The organism is Bartonella sp. 220B (assembly GCF_026930205.1).
GTDB lineage: Bacteria > Pseudomonadota > Alphaproteobacteria > Rhizobiales > Rhizobiaceae > Bartonella.
On sequence record NZ_JANHOI010000005.1, the window covers coordinates 59,123 to 76,284 of the forward strand.

The 17,162-nt window shown below is 37.6% G+C and carries 11 protein-coding genes; 7 read left to right on the plus strand and 4 right to left on the minus strand.

The genetic code is table 11. From position 1 onward, the window contains the following. Window positions 1–21: 21 nt before the first annotated feature. Window positions 22–1,224 carry a deoxyguanosinetriphosphate triphosphohydrolase gene (locus NPX99_RS04890; protein WP_269030777.1) on the minus strand — a complete coding sequence of 401 codons (1,203 nt, stop codon included), beginning with the start codon at window positions 1,222–1,224 and terminating at the stop codon, window positions 22–24. A 107-nt stretch (window positions 1,225–1,331) separates the two neighbouring features. Between NPX99_RS04890 and NPX99_RS04895 the strand changes: the two genes are divergently transcribed. The 5 genes from NPX99_RS04895 (at window position 1,332) to glmS (ending at window position 6,892) form a co-directional block, all read left to right on the plus strand. Then, window positions 1,332–1,655: a HesB/IscA family protein gene (locus NPX99_RS04895; protein ID WP_269030778.1), complete on the plus strand. Its 324-nt coding sequence runs from the start codon at window positions 1,332–1,334 to the stop codon at window positions 1,653–1,655. A gap of 1 nt (window position 1,656) precedes the next feature. Beyond that, the gene (locus NPX99_RS04900; RefSeq protein ID WP_269030779.1) at window positions 1,657–2,697 is read left to right on the plus strand and encodes a carboxypeptidase regulatory-like domain-containing protein; all 1,041 of its coding nucleotides are present in this window, start codon (window positions 1,657–1,659) and stop codon (window positions 2,695–2,697) included. Window positions 2,698–2,743: 46 nt separating this feature from the next. Beyond that, window positions 2,744–3,532, plus strand: coding sequence for a cytochrome c biogenesis CcdA family protein (locus NPX99_RS04905; protein ID WP_269030780.1), 789 nt, complete (start codon window positions 2,744–2,746; stop codon window positions 3,530–3,532). A gap of 14 nt (window positions 3,533–3,546) precedes the next feature. Continuing rightward, complete coding sequence (gene glmU / locus NPX99_RS04910; protein ID WP_269030781.1) at window positions 3,547–4,896, plus strand: bifunctional UDP-N-acetylglucosamine diphosphorylase/glucosamine-1-phosphate N-acetyltransferase GlmU; 1,350 nt, start codon at window positions 3,547–3,549, stop codon at window positions 4,894–4,896. 172 nt (window positions 4,897–5,068) lie between these two features. Further along, window positions 5,069–6,892 carry a glutamine--fructose-6-phosphate transaminase (isomerizing) gene (gene glmS, locus NPX99_RS04915; protein WP_269030782.1) on the plus strand — a complete coding sequence of 608 codons (1,824 nt, stop codon included), beginning with the start codon at window positions 5,069–5,071 and terminating at the stop codon, window positions 6,890–6,892. 109 nt (window positions 6,893–7,001) lie between these two features. On the opposite strand, the gene recG is transcribed toward glmS, so the two are convergent. Continuing rightward, window positions 7,002–9,110: an ATP-dependent DNA helicase RecG gene (gene recG, locus NPX99_RS04920; protein ID WP_269030783.1), complete on the minus strand. Its 2,109-nt coding sequence runs from the start codon at window positions 9,108–9,110 to the stop codon at window positions 7,002–7,004. Window positions 9,111–9,501: 391 nt separating this feature from the next. Between recG and dnaE the strand changes: the two genes are divergently transcribed. Next, window positions 9,502–12,990: a DNA polymerase III subunit alpha gene (gene dnaE / locus NPX99_RS04925; protein WP_269030784.1), complete on the plus strand. Its 3,489-nt coding sequence runs from the start codon at window positions 9,502–9,504 to the stop codon at window positions 12,988–12,990. Window positions 12,991–13,135: 145 nt separating this feature from the next. On the opposite strand, the gene NPX99_RS04930 is transcribed toward dnaE, so the two are convergent. Both NPX99_RS04930 and NPX99_RS04935 read right to left on the minus strand, forming a co-directional pair. Next, window positions 13,136–14,374 carry an FAD-binding protein gene (locus tag NPX99_RS04930; RefSeq protein ID WP_269030785.1) on the minus strand — a complete coding sequence of 413 codons (1,239 nt, stop codon included), beginning with the start codon at window positions 14,372–14,374 and terminating at the stop codon, window positions 13,136–13,138. 34 nt (window positions 14,375–14,408) lie between these two features. Then, window positions 14,409–14,657 (minus strand): zinc-finger domain-containing protein, encoded by a 249-nt coding sequence (locus NPX99_RS04935; RefSeq protein WP_269030786.1) that lies wholly within the window; start codon window positions 14,655–14,657, stop codon window positions 14,409–14,411. 320 nt (window positions 14,658–14,977) lie between these two features. On the opposite strand from NPX99_RS04935, the gene NPX99_RS04940 reads away from it, so the two are divergent. Further along, window positions 14,978–17,158, plus strand: coding sequence for an RNA degradosome polyphosphate kinase (locus tag NPX99_RS04940; protein ID WP_269030787.1), 2,181 nt, complete (start codon window positions 14,978–14,980; stop codon window positions 17,156–17,158). Window positions 17,159–17,162: the final 4 nt, after the last annotated feature.

The following is a 17,162-nucleotide window of genomic DNA, read 5'->3' on the forward strand; positions in this document are numbered from 1 at the left end:
CCATCATGTATTCAAAAGCAATTAAACGAAATTATCTGTATGGTCAAATAAACGGTGATATTCGCGTAGAGCATAGTGATCAGTCATACCTGACAAAAAATCAGCAATGAGACGTGCTAACTCTTGATTTGTTAGGTGCGTTGTTTTGCTGTACCAACTTTCAGGCATGATATCCGGATTCTGATGATAACAGTCGAATAATTTTTGTACAATGCATTTTGCTGCATTACGACGATTGAGAACTTGTTCATGGTAATAAAGATTTTCAAAGAGAAAATCTTTTAGTTCTTTTTCGTAAACTGTCATTGCAGGAGAAAAACTCACAATGGTTTGTTTTGCTTGGTGAATATCGTTTATGCTTGTTGGTGCAATGTGTGCCAAATTTTTTTGTGATTGTTTGATAACATCTTCAACCATGATTGTTATCTGTTTGCGTACGAGTTCGTAGCCGCGCCGAGTTTGATCAAGTTGGGGATATTCTTTTTTTATATCTTCTAATAATGCTGCGGTGAGCGAAACCTGTTCGAATTGGTCAATTGTTAAAAATTGCGAACGTAAACCATCATCAATATCATGCGCATTATAAGCGATATCATCCGCAATAGCAGCGCATTGTGCTTCTAGTCCAGCAAAACAATCGAGCTCAAGATCTTGCTTTATATTATATTGTAGAATATCGATCGGGACCTCTTTTTTGTTCGCATAAGGACCGAAAAGGGGACCGTTATGTTTCACAAGCCCTTCGAGCGTTTCCCAAGTAAGGTTAAGCCCATCAAAATTTGCATAGCGTTGTTCCAGTTTTGTGACAATGCGTAATGCTTGCGCATTGTGGTCAAAACCACCATATTGTATCATAGCTTCATTAAGTGCATCTTCTCCTGCGTGGCCGAAAGGTGTATGCCCAAAGTCGTGAACAAGGGCAATGGCTTCAGCCAGATCTTCATCAAGATAGAGCGCACGGGCTAATGTGCGAGCAATTTGAGAAACTTCTATTGAATGCGTCAGTCGCGTACGATAATGATCACTCTCATCAGCAATAAAGACTTGCGTTTTATGTTTAAGGCGTCGAAATGCATTAGAATGAATAATACGGTCTCTATCCCGTTGAAAAGGTGATCGTATAGGACTTATCGTTTCATGGAATAATCTACCACGGCTTGTTTGTGGATTGGCACTATAGGGTGCTCGAGAGTGGTAATTAAAATTGATATCGTTTATGTCCATTGTAAGCTGTCCATTCTCATCCTAAATTGAGAGAGGCTTATATTTTAAATAAAATTCTCTTTTTCTGAGATACTCTTTCTTGATAGTTTAATGCAAGGATATATAAAATGGGTGTGAATATTTCAGATATTGCTGCTAAGCGGATTGCTCAGATACTTTTGAATGAACCAGATAAAATAGGGTTACGTATTTCCGTTGAAGGCGGTGGGTGTTCTGGTTTTTCTTATAAATATAGTTTGGTTTCTGAAATGAGTGAAGATGACCTCGTTTTAAAAAAAGATGGGGCAATTGTCCTTATTGATTCACTATCGCTTCCCTTTATGGAAGGAGCTGAAATTGATTTTGTTGATGATCTTATGGGACAGTCTTTTCAAATTCATAATCCTAATGCCGTTTCATCGTGTGGTTGCGGTGTGAGTTTTTCAATTTAGAATGATGATTTTAGTGATATTGTTTCTTGAAAAAATGATCACTTTGGTCAACAATGTGAAAATGGCTATTCTTATAAAAATATTGCGCCGGTGGTTGTGGTTATGTGTGGCGTTTATCTTATTGATTTGGAATAATTGTGTCTTTTCTGAGGAAGGGAGAGAGCAGGGTTATCACCAAAAAAATTCCACAAATTTTCTTTCACACTCTCAAGGTTTGGAAAAAGATTCTGAAAAAGAAAATTTAATTTCTAAACCACAACTTATTTTGCATGCTCGGTTAACAAACAGTAATGAAAATATTACGAAAGGGCTTGTATGGCGGGTTTATACACCTATCCTAGGAATTGATAATAAATTACCATTGGCTGAAATTTATGAGGGGGGAAGCGCACGTTTTGATTTAGATCCAGGAAGTTATCTTGTACATGTCTCATTTGGTCATGTGAGTGCTATGCGTCATGTAACTTTAGAAAGTGGGCAGAAACTTGTTAAAAAATTTAATCTTGATGCTGGTGGTGTTATTTTAAATGCTACACTGCTAAACGGTATGATCAATGAAAAGGAATTGCGTTTTACTATCTATGAAGATGAAAAAGAAAACGATGATACCGGTGTGATTTTATCCAATATTAAACCTCAGTCAATTGTGCGTTTGAAAGCTGGCAACTATCATGTTGCTTCTCATTATGGATCCATTAATGCTATTGTTCGTTCCGATATCCAAGTAGATGCAGGTAAAATTACTGAGGTAACTCTTGAACATCAGGCCGCTCAAATTGTCTTAAAGTTGGTAAGGCAAGAAGGAGGAGAAGCACTAGCGGATACAAGTTGGTCTCTTACCAATGATTCTGGTGATATCATTTATGAAACAGTTGGCGCTTATGCTTCATTGGTGTTAGCTGAGGGAGAGTATATTGCGATCGCTAAAAATAAAGATAAAATTTATCAAAAAGTTTTTTCAGTTGTTTCTGGTCATGATGAAGATATAAGTGTGGTTGCAGATACACAAAATATGCAACAAATTGATGAAGAAATGGATTGATGCTGATGAAGCGGCATAAATCATCATTGAAAATGGATAGAGTGTTTTGCTTGTAGAAATTTCGACAGTTGGTGTGTTTTTTGCTGGTGCTTTGTCTTTTTTATCACCGTGTGTTTTGCCTTTAGTCCCTCCTTATTTGTGTTATATGGCAGGTATTGGTATTGATGATTTGCGTTCACAAAAACGTGAGGGAAAAGTGTTTATCCGGCGGGCGCTGTTATCTTCTGTTTTTGCTTTTGTGCTGGGTTTTACAACCGTTTTTATTGCTTTAGGTGCGAGTGCAAGTACAGTTGGCAAGTTCATCGGTTATTATCGTGATTGGTTTGCAATTGCTGCTGGAATTATCATTATTATTTTTGGTTTAAATTTTCTGGGGCTTTTCAAAATTGCTTTTTTATTTCGTGAAGCACGTTTTCAAATGCATAAAGTGCCTACTGGTCCTTTAGGAGCCTATATTATTGGTTTAGCTTTTGCATTTGGTTGGACACCTTGTATTGGTCCAATTTTAGGACCTGTTATAACGCTTGCCGGAACAAAAGAAACTGTGGGTGAGGGTGCACTCCTTTTAGGGATTTATGCGTTGGGTCTTGGTGTGCCTTTTGTGTTAGCAGCTTTATTTTCAAGTCATTTTATGAGATTTTTAGGCGCTTTTCGTATTCATTTAGGAAAAGTTGAAAAAATGATTGGTATTTTTTTGGTCGTTACAGGTATTTTATTTTTAACAGGCTCTATGCAAAATCTTTCCTTTTGGCTTTTGGAAAAATATCCTTTGTTGAGTGATATTGAAACTATTCGTTGGCATGATATTGTCAGTTTTTTTGGATTTTCTCGTTAGTTTTATGTGTTTTTATGGTTAGAAATTGTCTTTCTATTGTTCTTGCAGCCGGTGAGGGGACACGTATGAAGTCGTCTCTTCCTAAAGTACTGCATAAAATTGCTGGATTACCTCTTATATGCCATGTTCTCAAACAAATAGAATTGGCAGGCATTTCACAATTAGCAGTTGTTGTGGGGCTTGGTGCTGAAGATGTCACTGAAATTGTTCAATCATTTGTAAAAAATGCAATGATTTTTGAACAAAAAGAACGTTTAGGAACGGCTCATGCTGCTCTTTGTGCGCGTCCAGCTTTGCAAAAAGGGACGGATGATGTTCTTATTGTTTTTGGTGATACGCCTTTGATTGAGCAAGATTCATTGCTGAAGATTCGTGCGCAGCTTGCTGAGGGAGCTGATATTGTTGTTGCTGGTTTTTATGCTTCAGATCCAACAGGTTATGGGCGTCTTCTTGAGAAAAATGGTAAAGTTATCTCAATTATAGAAGAAAAAGATGCAAGTGATGAAGAGAGAAAAATTTCTTTTTGTAATGGTGGAATAATGGCCATTAATGGGAAGCATGCACTTTCTCTTTTAGAGAAGGTTGATAATCATAATTTGAAGCAAGAATATTATTTAACGGATATTGTTTCTATTGCGGCACGTGAAGGATTGGATGTTCGAGTCGTTGAAGTGCCTTTTGACAATGTTATAGGAATTAATAACTGTTTGGAGCTTTCTGATGCTGATGCTGTGTGGCAAAAGCGCAAAGCATGTGATTTAATGTTCTCTGGTGTTACGATCCTTAAACCAGAAACTGTTTATTTTTCTTATGATACAGAAATTGAACCAGATGTAATCATCGAGCCAAATGTTTATTTTGGGTCGGGGGTAAAGGTACATTCTGGTGCTGTTATTCATGCATTTAGTTATCTAGAAGGAGCGGTGGTTGGTGCAAATGCAAGGATTGGTCCTTACGCACGTTTGCGTCCTGGAACAGAGTTAGCACGATCTGTGAAGGTTGGAAACTTTTGTGAAATTAAACAAGCAAAAGTAGGAGAGGATACTAAAATTAATCATTTAAGTTATATCGGTGATGCAGAAATTGGTGCAGCGAGCAATATTGGAGCTGGTACGATTACGTGCAATTATGATGGCTTTCACAAATATAAAACTCAGATTGGTGATAATGCCTTTATTGGTTCTAATTCAGCTCTTATTGCTCCCTTAATTATTGGAAAAAGTTCTTATATTGCTTCAGGAAGTGTTATCACTGAAAATGTACCTATAAACAGTATAGCTTTTGGGCGTGTACGACAGGTCATAAAAGAGGATTGTGCAGCAAGATTGCGTGCACGTTTGTCGGCAAAAAAACAGAAAAAGTGATCAGATACAGTTTATTTTTTTACTTTATCGGAATCTCACAATTGGGAGGCTTATTTTTAAGTATTGTCATGTTACATATTTGAGTTATGTGATGATTTAAGGCTTTGAATGAAGGCTTACTAGATTGTTTTATGGAATACTCTAAATTTTAGGATGTGAGTTGGAGCTTTTAATGTGCGGTATTATCGGAATTCTCGGAAATAAGTGTGTTACATCTTCTTTGGTTGATGGTTTGAGGCGTCTTGAATATAGAGGCTATGATTCCTCTGGTATAGCGACAGTGCATAATGGACGCCTTTACCGTATGCGTGCTGAAGGAAAACTCATTCACTTAGAAGAAAAGTTAAAAAAGACGCCTCTAGAAGGAAATTTAGGAATTGGTCATACGCGCTGGGCTACGCACGGAGTTGCTGTGGAACGGAACGCTCATCCTCATGTAACGGAACGACTTGCGATTGTTCATAATGGTATTATTGAAAATTTTGTAGAATTGCAAAAGGAACTCATTGAAGATGGTTATATCTTTGAAACAGAGACAGATACAGAGGTTATTGCACATTTAATTACGCGTGCGCTAAAAAATGGTCTTTCTCCACAAGAAGCAATGCGCACAAGTTGGAAAAGGTTGCAAGGTGCCTTTGCTATTGCTGTTATTTTTGAAGGTGAAGATAACCTTATGATTGCTGTTCGTTCTGGTCCACCTTTGGCAATTGGTTATGGAAAAGATGAATTTTTTGTAGGATCTGATGCCATCGCGTTAGCTTCATTTACAGATCGTATCAGTTATATGGAAGATGGTGATTTGGCTGTTCTGACACGGGAAGCTGTAACAATTTACGATACCAATAACAAATTGGTAAAACGCCCTATTACAACATTGTTTGAAGGAGCTTTATTGGTTTCTAAAGGGAATCATCGTCATTTCATGCACAAGGAGATGTTTGAACAGCCTGAAGTGATTTCTCATAATTTAGCGCATTATTTTGATCTTGGAAATTATACAGTTCGCTCATTTGAGAATTTGATTGATTGGAAAAATATTAATCGGATACTTTTTGCAAGCTGTGGAACAGCTTATTATTCAACTTTAGTTGCACGTTATTGGTTTGAGAGTTTTGCTGCTTTAAGTGTTGATAATGATATGGCTTCTGAATTTCGTTATCGTGAACCACCTATAACAGCTGATGTCTTGCCGATATTTGTTTCTCAATCTGGTGAAACAGCAGATACATTGGCATCTTTGCGTTATTGTCGTGAGAATGGTGTGAAAACAGCGACAATTGTGAATGTTGAACAATCGACAATGGCAAGAGAAGCTGATTTTATTCTCCCAACATTAGCAGGTCCAGAAATTGGGGTAGCCTCAACAAAAGCTTTTACTTGTCAGTTAGCAACGCTTGCTGCAATGGCGCTTAGTGCTGCTAAGCGACGTGGATCTCTTGCAGAGAAGGCAGAACATCAATTTGTTCAACAATTAGCAGAAGTGCCGCGGATTTTAAACGAGGTTCTAAAGTTAGATGATAAGATTGAACGGATTTGTCGTCATCTCGTAAATGTAAGAAGTGTTCTTTATCTCGGACGTGGAACTTCTTACCCCATTGCTTTGGAGGGGGCACTTAAATTGAAAGAGCTTTCTTATATTCACGCTGAAGGTTATGCCGCAGGAGAGTTAAAACATGGGCCGATTGCACTGGTGGATGAGACAATCCCAGTGATTGTTGTGGCACCTTATGATCGGTGGTTTGAAAAAACTTTTTCTAATATGCAAGAAGTGGCAGCACGCAATGGTCGTATTATTTTAATCACTAATAAAAAAGGGGCAGAAGCAGTTCATTTTGATACCTTATCAACTGTTATTTTGCCAGATATGCCAGAATTGATTACACCCATTATTTATGCTTTACCCATTCAATTAATTGCATATCATACAGCTGTTTTATTGGGAACAGATGTTGATCAGCCTCGTAATTTGGCAAAATCAGTCACTGTTGAGTAAGTTTTCCAAGGGCTTCGTTGAAAAATAATAAGAGATAAAAATTTATAAAAGAATTTTTACAATAGTATCTTGTGAAGCTTTTCATTTTTATTTGATTGCTTTTTTGTTGTTATCCTGCGCGTAATAGACGTGTAGCTTCGTCACGCCCGAAAAGATAAAGTAGCAAACGGAGAGCTTTTCCTCGTTCTGAAAAAAGGGTAGGATCACGTTGCAAAAATAAACGTACATCTTTTCTTGCCATTGATAAAAGATCACTATGTACTGCAAGATTTGCTATATGGAACTCAGGCATACCAGATTGACGTGTTCCTAAAAGCTCCCCTTCTCCTCGCAGGCGCCAGTCTTCTTCTGCAATTTTAAAGCCATCCTCTGTATTGCGTATAATATTAAGACGTTCTGCAGCATTTTTTGTGAGTGGATCTTTGTAGAGTAAAATACAGGAGGATTTTTTTTCTCCCCGTCCAACACGTCCCCGCAGTTGGTGCAATTGTGAAAGACCAAAATGTTCCGCATGTTCTATGATGATGATAGAAGCATCAGGAATGTCCACTCCGACTTCAATAACTGTGGTTGCAACTAAGATACAGATATCTCCACATTTAAAAGATGCCATGGCAGCTTCTTTTTCAACCGTAGACATTTTTCCATGTATCATACCAACACGTGTTCCAAATCGCTCATGGAGAATAGCAAAACGATTCTCAATTGAAGTGAGATCAAGAGTTGATGATTCTTCTACTAAAGGACAAATCCAATAAAGTTTTTCTCCTTTTTCTAAGGCAACGGCAATGCGTTCTATGAGTTCATCAATACGTTTTAAAGAAAGTGTTGCTGTTGTAATTGGTTGCCGTCCTATGGGTTTTTCGGTAATTTTAGAAACATCCATATCACCAAAAGCTGTCAAGACGAGTGTGCGTGGAATAGGGGTAGCGGTCATTACCAGCATATCAGGTTTATGGCCTTTTGCTGTAAGGGCAAGACGTTGATGCACACCAAAACGATGTTGTTCATCGATAATAGCTAAAGTAAGATTATAATAAGTAACGGTATTTTGTATAAGAGCATGGGTTCCGATAATAAGAGAAGCTTGGCCTGATAAAATATCGTTTAAAATATTTGTACGTGATTTTCCTTTTTCTCGTCCTGTTAAAAGAACGGTTTGTAGCCCGATCTTTTCAGCAAGAGGCGCAATTGTAGCAAAGTGTTGCCTAGCAAGAACTTCTGTAGGAGCCATTAAAGCGGATTGTCCTAAATTTTCAGCAACTTGTGCCATTGCCATTAGTGCAACAACAGTTTTTCCTGCTCCTACATCACCTTGAAGAAGCCTTAGCATCGGTTCTGGTGAAGCAAGATCATTTGCAATATCTTGTATTGCCTTTGTTTGTCCGTTTGTAAGTTCAAAGGGGAGGGCTTTCAGCAATTTTTGAGTGTAAGTTCCTGTTGATGGTTGAGAAGTACCGACAAGAGATTTGGTTTTTAAACGCATTAGTCCAAGAGCTAATTGACAAGCGAGTAATTCATCATAGGCAAGACGTTTGCGCGCTGAGCTTTCTAAGCTTAAATCATCAGGATCGATGGGGGTGTGAATGCGGCGTAAAGCAACAGGAAAAGAAGAAAAGTTTTGCTGCTTTTTGACGCTTTCTTCTATCCATTCTGGTAAGAGCGGAATAGAATCTAAAGCGTTTTGTATTGCACGCCTTAGTGTTTTTGCTGATAATCCAGCGGTAGAAGGATAAATAGGTTCAATAAAGGGAAGCTGATTTGATTGCTCGCTTGGTACGATGTGATCGGGATGTACCATTGAAAGCTGTCCATTAAACTGTTCAACTTTACCTGATACAATGACTTTTTTTCCTTCCGGTAGTTGCTTTTTTAGCCAAGAATGTTGAGCATGAAAAAAGACTAAATTTATTTTTCCTGTTAGATCATGCGCGATGACGCGATAAGGTAAACGATTACGACCAACGGGTGGTGGTTGATGCTGATCGATAACAATTTCGAGAGTAATGATGGATCCCTCTTGTGCACAGGCAATACTGAGACGCATTCTACGGTCTATAACGGAATGGGGCATTAATTGCAGAAGATCAATAAGAGTAGGTTCACGTTGTGTGGGATTAATATTTAAGACTTTGGCTAGCAAGCTATAGACCTTGGGTGTAACCCCAGAAAGAGTGCGGATAGAATTAAAAAGAGGTGTAATAAGGCTTGGAGGCATAAGGAAATTTAGCCTGCTCTTTTTATTTTTTCTAGTGTTTTAAAAGAGCTTTTTGGGGATAAGTTATATATGTGAAATTTTCTTTCTTTATATTTTGCATTTTAAGAAAAAAATCAATATTTAAAGTTACATAATAAAAAAGTATAAGAATAGAATGTTAGTAATATTCTATAATGTTCTCCTTTTTGTTTTTGTGTGTTTATTTGCTGTGAATAGGGATATTTTCTTCATGGAAGTCTTCTGTAAATATCAATAAAACTTGAATGTCTTGGCTCATATGCAGAGTGATGCGTTTATAGATTTAAGAACGTAATAATTGAGAGTATTTTCTTATTATTAAGACAAATAAGGATTGCAATTTGGTATTTATTTTGCAGTGGGAGTTTTGAGAGTGGCAGAAGATAAAAATACAATACGAGAGACAAACAAATCTCTTCCTCGCTTTATTCATTTGAGAGTGCACTCTGCTTATTCGCTGCTCGAAGGGGCTTTAAAAATTCCGCAAATTATTCAACATACGATTTCGGATCAAACACCAGCAGTTGCTATCACTGATACGAATAATTTATTTGGTGCATTGGAGTTTTCACAATATTGTTTCTCGCATGGGATTCAGCCTATTATTGGTTGTCAGCTTACCGTTGATTTTGGTGATAAAAATGATAATTCGCGTTTTGTTAAGTGGCACTATCCTTCTGATTTGTGTTCTCTTGTTTTGTTAGCGGCTAGTGAGATCGGTTATGCGAATTTGGTTCATCTTGTTAGTTGTGCCTATCTTGATAAGAGTGATACTGATCCTCCTCATATTAAAGTTGATTGCCTGTCATCACACAGTGAAGGAATCATCGCTTTAACAGGTGGTAAGGGAGGTCCACTTAATTTTTCTTTGGCAGAAGGGAGAAAAGAACGTGCTGTTGAACATTTAATTTCTTTAAAAAATCTTTTTGGTGATCGTCTTTATGTGGAGTTACAGCGGCATGACTCTTTTGATCGACAAGTAGAATCTGCACTTATTGAGTTGGCTTATGCACATGAAATTCCCCTTGTTGCAACCAATGACGCTTTTTTTCTGAATAGAGAAGGCTATGAAGCACATGATGCACTGATGGCGGTTGCAGAAGGACAAATTGTCTCTAATCCAGATCGTAAACGTGTAACACCGGATCATTATTTGAAGTCACAAGATGAAATGGTTGCACTGTTTTCTGATCTTCCAGAAGCTCTAGAGAACAGTGTTGAAATTGCATTGCGTTGTCATATAGCTACACCCATTCGAAAACCAATTTTGCCTCGTTTTATAGAGCAGTCTGTTGATTCAAACTTTGCTTTAGAAGTAGAAGATCGTGAATTATTAAATCAAGCCAAGGCGGGTTTAAAAATGCGCCTTGAGACAATTGGATTGGCCGAAGGATATACTGTTGCAGATTATGAGCAGCGGCTTGACTATGAAGTTTCCGTTATTACACGTATGCAATTTTCTGGCTATTTTCTTATCGTTTCAGATTTCATAAAATGGGCGAAGGCGCATGATATTCCTGTTGGACCAGGACGTGGTTCTGGTGCTGGTTCACTTGTTGCTTATGCTTTGACTATTACCGATGTTGATCCATTGCGTTTTTCTCTTCTCTTTGAACGTTTTCTGAATCCAGATCGTGTTTCTATGCCAGATTTTGATATCGATTTTTGTCAAGAGCGGCGCGAAGAAGTTATTCAATATGTTCAAAAAAAATATGGGCGCGATCAAGTTGCACAAATTATTACATTTGGTAAGTTACAGGCACGTGCGGTGCTGCGTGATGTTGGGCGTGTTTTAGAAGTCCCTTATCGTCAAGTGGATTATCTTACAAAATTAGTTCCTGCTACTCCTGGGAGCCAAGTTGAATTGGCTGATGCTATCAAGGATGAGCCTAAATTTGAGGAAGAAAAGAAAAAAGATCCGGTTGTAGGACGCATGTTAGATATAGCACTTCAGCTGGAGGGGCTTTATCGTCATGCATCAACGCATGCAGCAGGGATTGTTATTGGTGATCGGCCACTTTCAGAACTTGTTCCTATGTATCGTGATCCTCGTTCCGATATGCCTGTTACACAATTTAATATGAAATATGTTGAACAGGCTGGGCTGGTAAAATTCGATTTTCTTGGATTAAAAACCCTTACTGTTTTGAAAATGGCGGTAGATTTTGTCGCCCGAAAGGGTATTCAAATAGATTTGTCGAATATCTCTCTGAATGATGAAGCAACCTATGCTATGATGGCACGTGGTGAAACGGTTGGTGTGTTTCAAGTGGAAAGTTCCGGTATGCGTAAGGCATTGATTGGGATGAAGCCAGATCGTATTGAAGATATTATTGCTCTTGTAGCGCTTTATCGTCCTGGTCCAATGGAAAATATTCCAACCTATAACGCGCGCAAACATGGGGAAGAAGAAATTGCTTCTATTCATCCGAAGATAGATCATCTGATTCAAGAAACACAAGGTGTTATTGTGTATCAAGAACAGGTTATGCAAATTGCTCAAGTGCTTGCTGGTTACTCGCTTGGGGAAGCGGATTTATTGCGTAGGGCTATGGGCAAAAAAATTCATAAAGAAATGCAACAACAACGTACGCGTTTTGTAGAGGGAGCTGTTGCTGGCGGTGTTGATAAGGATCAAGCTGATATTATTTTTGACCTTTTAGCAAAATTTGCAGATTATGGTTTTAATAAATCGCACGCTGCTGCTTATGCAATTGTTTCTTACCAAACAGCTTATATGAAAGCACATCATCCAGTTGAGTTTTTAGCCGCTTCAATGACGTATGATATGACAAATACGGATAAATTAAATGATTTTCGGCGTGAAGCATTAAGACTGGGTATTAAAGTGATTGCACCTTGTGTGCAAACATCACATCGGGTTTTTGAGGTTGGTGATAACTGTATTTATTATTCTCTTGCTGCCATTAAAGGTGTGGGGGAAGCGGTCGTCGATCATATTGTCGCTTGTCGTGGCAATAAACCTTTTAAGGATATAGAAGATTTTTGTGAGCGTATTGATCCTCGTATTGTTAATAAGCGTGCAATGGAAAGTTTGATTTGTGCTGGTGCCTTTGATTGCTTTCATATTGCACGTGAGATTTTATTAGAAAGTCTTGGAACTCTTCATGCGCGTGCACTTCGTATTCTTGATAATCATTCTAGTGGACAGATTGATATATTTGGGATGACGGGTGGGTTAAAAGAGCCTTTGATTTTATCGCAAACAGCTCCTTGGTTACCAGATGAAAAACTTTATCGAGAGTTTCAAGTAATAGGTTTTTACTTTTCTGCTCATCCTCTGGATGAGTATCAAGATATTCTTGCTAAAAAACGCGTACAAACTTGGATTAATTTTGCTAATGCTGTCAAAGGAGGTGCAGAAGCTGCTAGGCTTGCTGGCACTGTCGTAGCAAAACAAGTGCGTAAAACAAAATCTGGCAAGAAAATGGGGATTATTCATTTTTCTGATACGAGTGGACAATATGAGACAGTCCTCTTTTCTGAGGGACTTTCGGATTATGAGGATCTGCTAGAGCCAGGGAAATCTTTTATCATTACCGTGAGTGCAGAAAATCGCTCTGAAGGTATCAGTTTGCGACTTGAGACAGTTCAATCTCTGGAAAATGAGGACTTACAACATCATAAAATGATGCGTCTCTTTATAAAAAAAGTCGATATGCTTGCGCAAATTGAGCAAAATTTGAATCCTGGTGGAAATGGAGAAGTAGGCCTTATTCTTATTCAAGAGGATGGATTACGCGAAGTCGAAATTACGCTTCCAAAGCGATACAAGGTTAATTCACGTGTGGCGAATGCTATGAAATCGATACAAGGTGTTGTCAATGTGGAGTTGGTTTAAAGGAAGAGTTATTAAAATGAAGACTTGTTTTGAAAAGTGTTTTTGTTTTATCAGTGTCGTAAAACTTTTCTTTGAATTGGATTGTAAGTTTTAAAAGATTTTATTGCGCTATCATGCATTTCTTATGTAACGAAATAAAGAAATCTCATCTTATTTCAGTTAAGTTCATAGCATCATACATATAAAGCCAATTAAGGCTAGATATGATATTCTCTGGTGTGCGAATTCTCATGATAAAATTACGTGCAATTGCTAGAGGACCAGTTGCATGATAAGCTATTCTATTAAAATCTCCACGTTTTTTTACTGCTATAATTCTGGGCATGCGTATTTTTTCGTAAAGTGAAAGAGCTTTCGTTAATGAAAAGTCTTTAAGCGAGAGCACTTCTGCTAATGTAGCAGCATCTTCGATTGCCATAGCAGCACCTTGCGCTGCAAAGGGTAAGGCTGCGTGTGCACAGTCTCCAACAAATACTTGTCTTTCTAAACCTAAAAAACGGTTCTGTTTCATTTGAAAGAGTGGCCAATAAGTCCATTCATCGATATGGTCAAAGACTTGCAAAATTTGTTGATTCCAATCTTTAAAAAGAAATTTCAAATTTTCTTTATTTCCTTTATGTGCCCATCCTTTTTCTGAATTTTTTCCATGCGTAATGGCAACAAAATTAAAAACCTTTGTTGATGATTGAATGGGATAGACAACAAGATGGTTTTGGGGTCCCATCCAAGCGGTAATTGTCTTCACATTTTGTAATAAAGAACAAAAGCTTTTAGGAAGGTTATCAAATTTTGTTGTTGCACGCCAAGCAATAAAGCCACTGAAATTTGCCCTTTCATGAAAAGGAGCTAATTGCCGTAATGTAGACCAAACTCCATCACAACCGATAAGAAGTTGTGTTGCATAAAACTGATATTGTTGTGGCTCAGTTGATGTATCTGTCTTTCTTGTTTTTATATGAATGCTATTAGGAGCCGTTTGGGTAGAGGATACAATAGTTTCGCCTGTTTTATATTTGACCAAAGGATTTTCCATGACAGCATTGTATAAAACTTTTTGTAAGTCTGCACGATGAATCGTGATATACGGAGCACTCCAATTTTTTTCCGATAAATTGGTGAGATTAGCATGCAGTCGCACTTTTAAAGAAACTCCGTCTCTTAACTCAAGAAAATGTGGTATTGTAGCCCTTTCAAGAAGCTTGCTGAGAATTCCCCAATGCGCAAGGATACGGGTTGCATTGGGAGTAAGCTGAATACCAGCACCTACAGCATCAAGCTGTGTACATTTTTCGATAAGTGTCGTTGCAATTCCTTTATGGGCGAGAGCCAGAGCAGTACTTAAACCAGCAATACCTCCTCCAACAATGATTGGTGATTGATCCATGTATTTCCTTCATATTGAAAGAGTGGAGAATGCACTATAATGAATTGTTTGGTTGGTATAAACATCCTGTTGGGTTTGTTTGATTGTATGATAGTGAGGGAACATAGCGATAAAGTGTTGAACAATAAGGACAAATTTTTTCATCCATTGATCCCATATCGATAAAAATATGAGGATGATCGAATGGCTGTGTCGCACCTACGCACATAAATTCTTTTACACCAATTTCAATGGTTTTATATCCAAGATCGTTGTGGAAATGGGGAATATTGTGATCGGCCATGAACAAGCTCCGAATAAATTGCTTAAATCAGGTATGATTTGGATCTTCTCTTTCTCTATGCATGAGTTTGTAATAAAGCTTAGAATAATGCAAGGAGCTTTTTAAGATAAACCAAAGTTCTTTTTGTTATACAGACCCATTACCATGTTTTGAGTCCTTGGCAAGGAAAAGAGTTTCAAGCGTTTTGAAATATGAAATGCCTATAAATAAGAAAGTTTATTTATTGATATGTTTTTATTACGGTAACAGATCATAAAGCGTTTTATGAGATATTTATCCATAAAAATTTTAAAAATAAAAAGAAAGCTTAGCTAGAGTTTATGAAACAGAGGGTGACAGATCAGATTTCTCTATTGGATATAACAATGGAAAATCCGATGCGGTTTGTTAATAGAGAATTTTCATGGCTACAATTTAATACGCGTGTATTGATGGAAGCTGCTAATCCAAAACATCCTTTACTAGAACGGCTACAATTTCTTTCGATTTCAGCAGCTAATCTTGATGAATTTTTTATGGTTCGTGTTGCTGGTCTTGCTGCTCAGATTCGTGATCAAGTTACAGTATGTAGCGCGGATGGGCGTACACCACGAGAACAACTTGATTTTGTGTTAGCTGAGACTTCATATTTGCAGGCTCATCAACTACGAGAATTGAGAATTTTACGTCACGAATTAGAACAGAATGATATTAAAATTATTTGTCCTGAGGGGCTTTCAGAAATTGAAAAATCATGGCTTGAAAAATATTTTTTTGATATAATTTATCCCGTTCTAAAACCTTTATCTGTTGATTCTACTCATTCTTTTCCATTCGTTCCTAATTTAGGGCTTTCACTTGCTCTTCAATTGTCTCGATGTGCTGATCAACACGCATTCATAGTTTTATTGCCTGTTCCAACGACTTTAAAGCGTTTTATTCTTCTTCCTCAAGAAGGCAATCATTTTCGTTTTATTGCGTCTGAAGATGTTATGAGCCTTTTTATGCATTATGTATTTCCTGATTTTAAAGTTGATGGAATGGGTACATTTAGGGTGATTCGTGATAGTGATATTGAAGTAGAAGAAGAGGCTGAAGACCTTGTTCATTTTTTTGAAACAGCTCTTAAAAAGCGTCGCCGTGGGCAGGTTATTCGCGTTGAATTTGATGCAAAAATGCCAAAGAATTTATGCCAATTTATAACGAGAGGTCTTTCTGTTCCTCATAATTGTATCAGTGTTCTCGATGGTTTTTTGGCGCTTAATATGCTGTCAGAAATTGTATCTATTCCACGTGATGACTTGAAATTTATTCCTTATAATCCTCGTTTTCCTGAATGTATACGTAAACATAATGGTGATTGCTTTGCTGCTATTCGCGAAAATGATATGGTCATTCATCATCCTTATGAATCCTTTGATGTTGTTGTGCAATTTTTACGTCAGGCTGCTAGCGATCCTGATGTTGTAGAAATCAAACAAACTCTTTATCGCACATCAAATGATAGCCCAATTGTCAGCGCTTTGATTGAAGCTGCTAAAAAGGGGAAATCTGTGACGGCTTTGGTAGAACTTAAAGCACGTTTTGATGAGGAAGCAAATATTCGTTGGGCACGTAATCTTGAGCATGCAGGTGTGCGCGTTTTTTTTGGTTTTATTGCATTAAAAACACATGCTAAGATGTCGCTAATTACGAGGCGTGAAGGAAAACGCCTTTGTTCTTACGTTCATCTTGGAACTGGAAATTATCATCCAGTGAATGCTAAAATTTATACTGATCTTTCTTTTTTTACTACTGATAATGATATTGCTCATGATGTTGCATTGTTATTCAATTATATTGCTCAATATAAACGTCCAAATGAAGCAATGAAGATTGCTTTTTCACCCTTAACATTGCGGAGTCGTATTCTTAAGCATATTGAAAAAGAAATTATTCATGCGCAACAGGGAAAGTTTGCTGCTATCTGGATGAAGGTTAATGCATTGGTTGATCCTGAAATTATTGATGCTTTATATCGTGCTAGTCAAGCGGGTGTGCAGATTGATCTGGTGGTGAGAGGTATATGTTGTTTGCGTCCTGATATTTCAGGAATTTCAGATAATATTCGTGTAAAATCAATTGTAGGGCGGTTTTTAGAACATAGTCGCATTTTTTGTTTTGGTAATGGTCAAGATTTGCCCAGTGAAAGCGCAGTTGTTTATTTGGGGTCGGCTGATATGATGCCTCGTAATCTCGATCATCGTATTGAAATATTGGTTCCAGTTGTTAATAAAATGGTTCGTAAGCAGATTCTTTTACAAGTTATGCTTGCTAATATTATTGATAATCAACAAAGCTTTGATATACTAAACAGCGGAATGTCAAGACGTATAACACCACAAAGAGGTGAAAGTCCGTTTAATGCGCAGGAGTATTTTATGGCCAAAGAAGGTCTTTTGGGGTGGAAGGAAAAGTTTGAGTCTTCTGCTTCGCATTTGGTTGCGTTACATCGGCAGTATGCCAAATTGCGTAAAGACTGAAATC

Bases quoted from the DNA above. Each gene is read 5' to 3' on its own strand.
- NPX99_RS04890 (WP_269030777.1), bottom strand. From the start codon at position 1,224: ATGGACATAAACGATATCAATTTTAATTACCACTCTCGAGCACCCTAT.
- NPX99_RS04895 (WP_269030778.1), top strand. From the start codon at position 1,332: ATGGGTGTGAATATTTCAGATATTGCTGCTAAGCGGATTGCTCAGATA.
- NPX99_RS04900 (WP_269030779.1), top strand. From the start codon at position 1,657: ATGATGATTTTAGTGATATTGTTTCTTGAAAAAATGATCACTTTGGTC.
- glmU (WP_269030781.1), top strand. From the start codon at position 3,547: ATGGTTAGAAATTGTCTTTCTATTGTTCTTGCAGCCGGTGAGGGGACA.
- glmS (WP_269030782.1), top strand. From the start codon at position 5,069: ATGTGCGGTATTATCGGAATTCTCGGAAATAAGTGTGTTACATCTTCT.
- recG (WP_269030783.1), bottom strand. From the start codon at position 9,110: ATGCCTCCAAGCCTTATTACACCTCTTTTTAATTCTATCCGCACTCTT.
- NPX99_RS04930 (WP_269030785.1), bottom strand. From the start codon at position 14,374: ATGGATCAATCACCAATCATTGTTGGAGGAGGTATTGCTGGTTTAAGT.
- NPX99_RS04935 (WP_269030786.1), bottom strand. From the start codon at position 14,657: ATGGCCGATCACAATATTCCCCATTTCCACAACGATCTTGGATATAAA.
- NPX99_RS04940 (WP_269030787.1), top strand. From the start codon at position 14,978: ATGAAACAGAGGGTGACAGATCAGATTTCTCTATTGGATATAACAATG.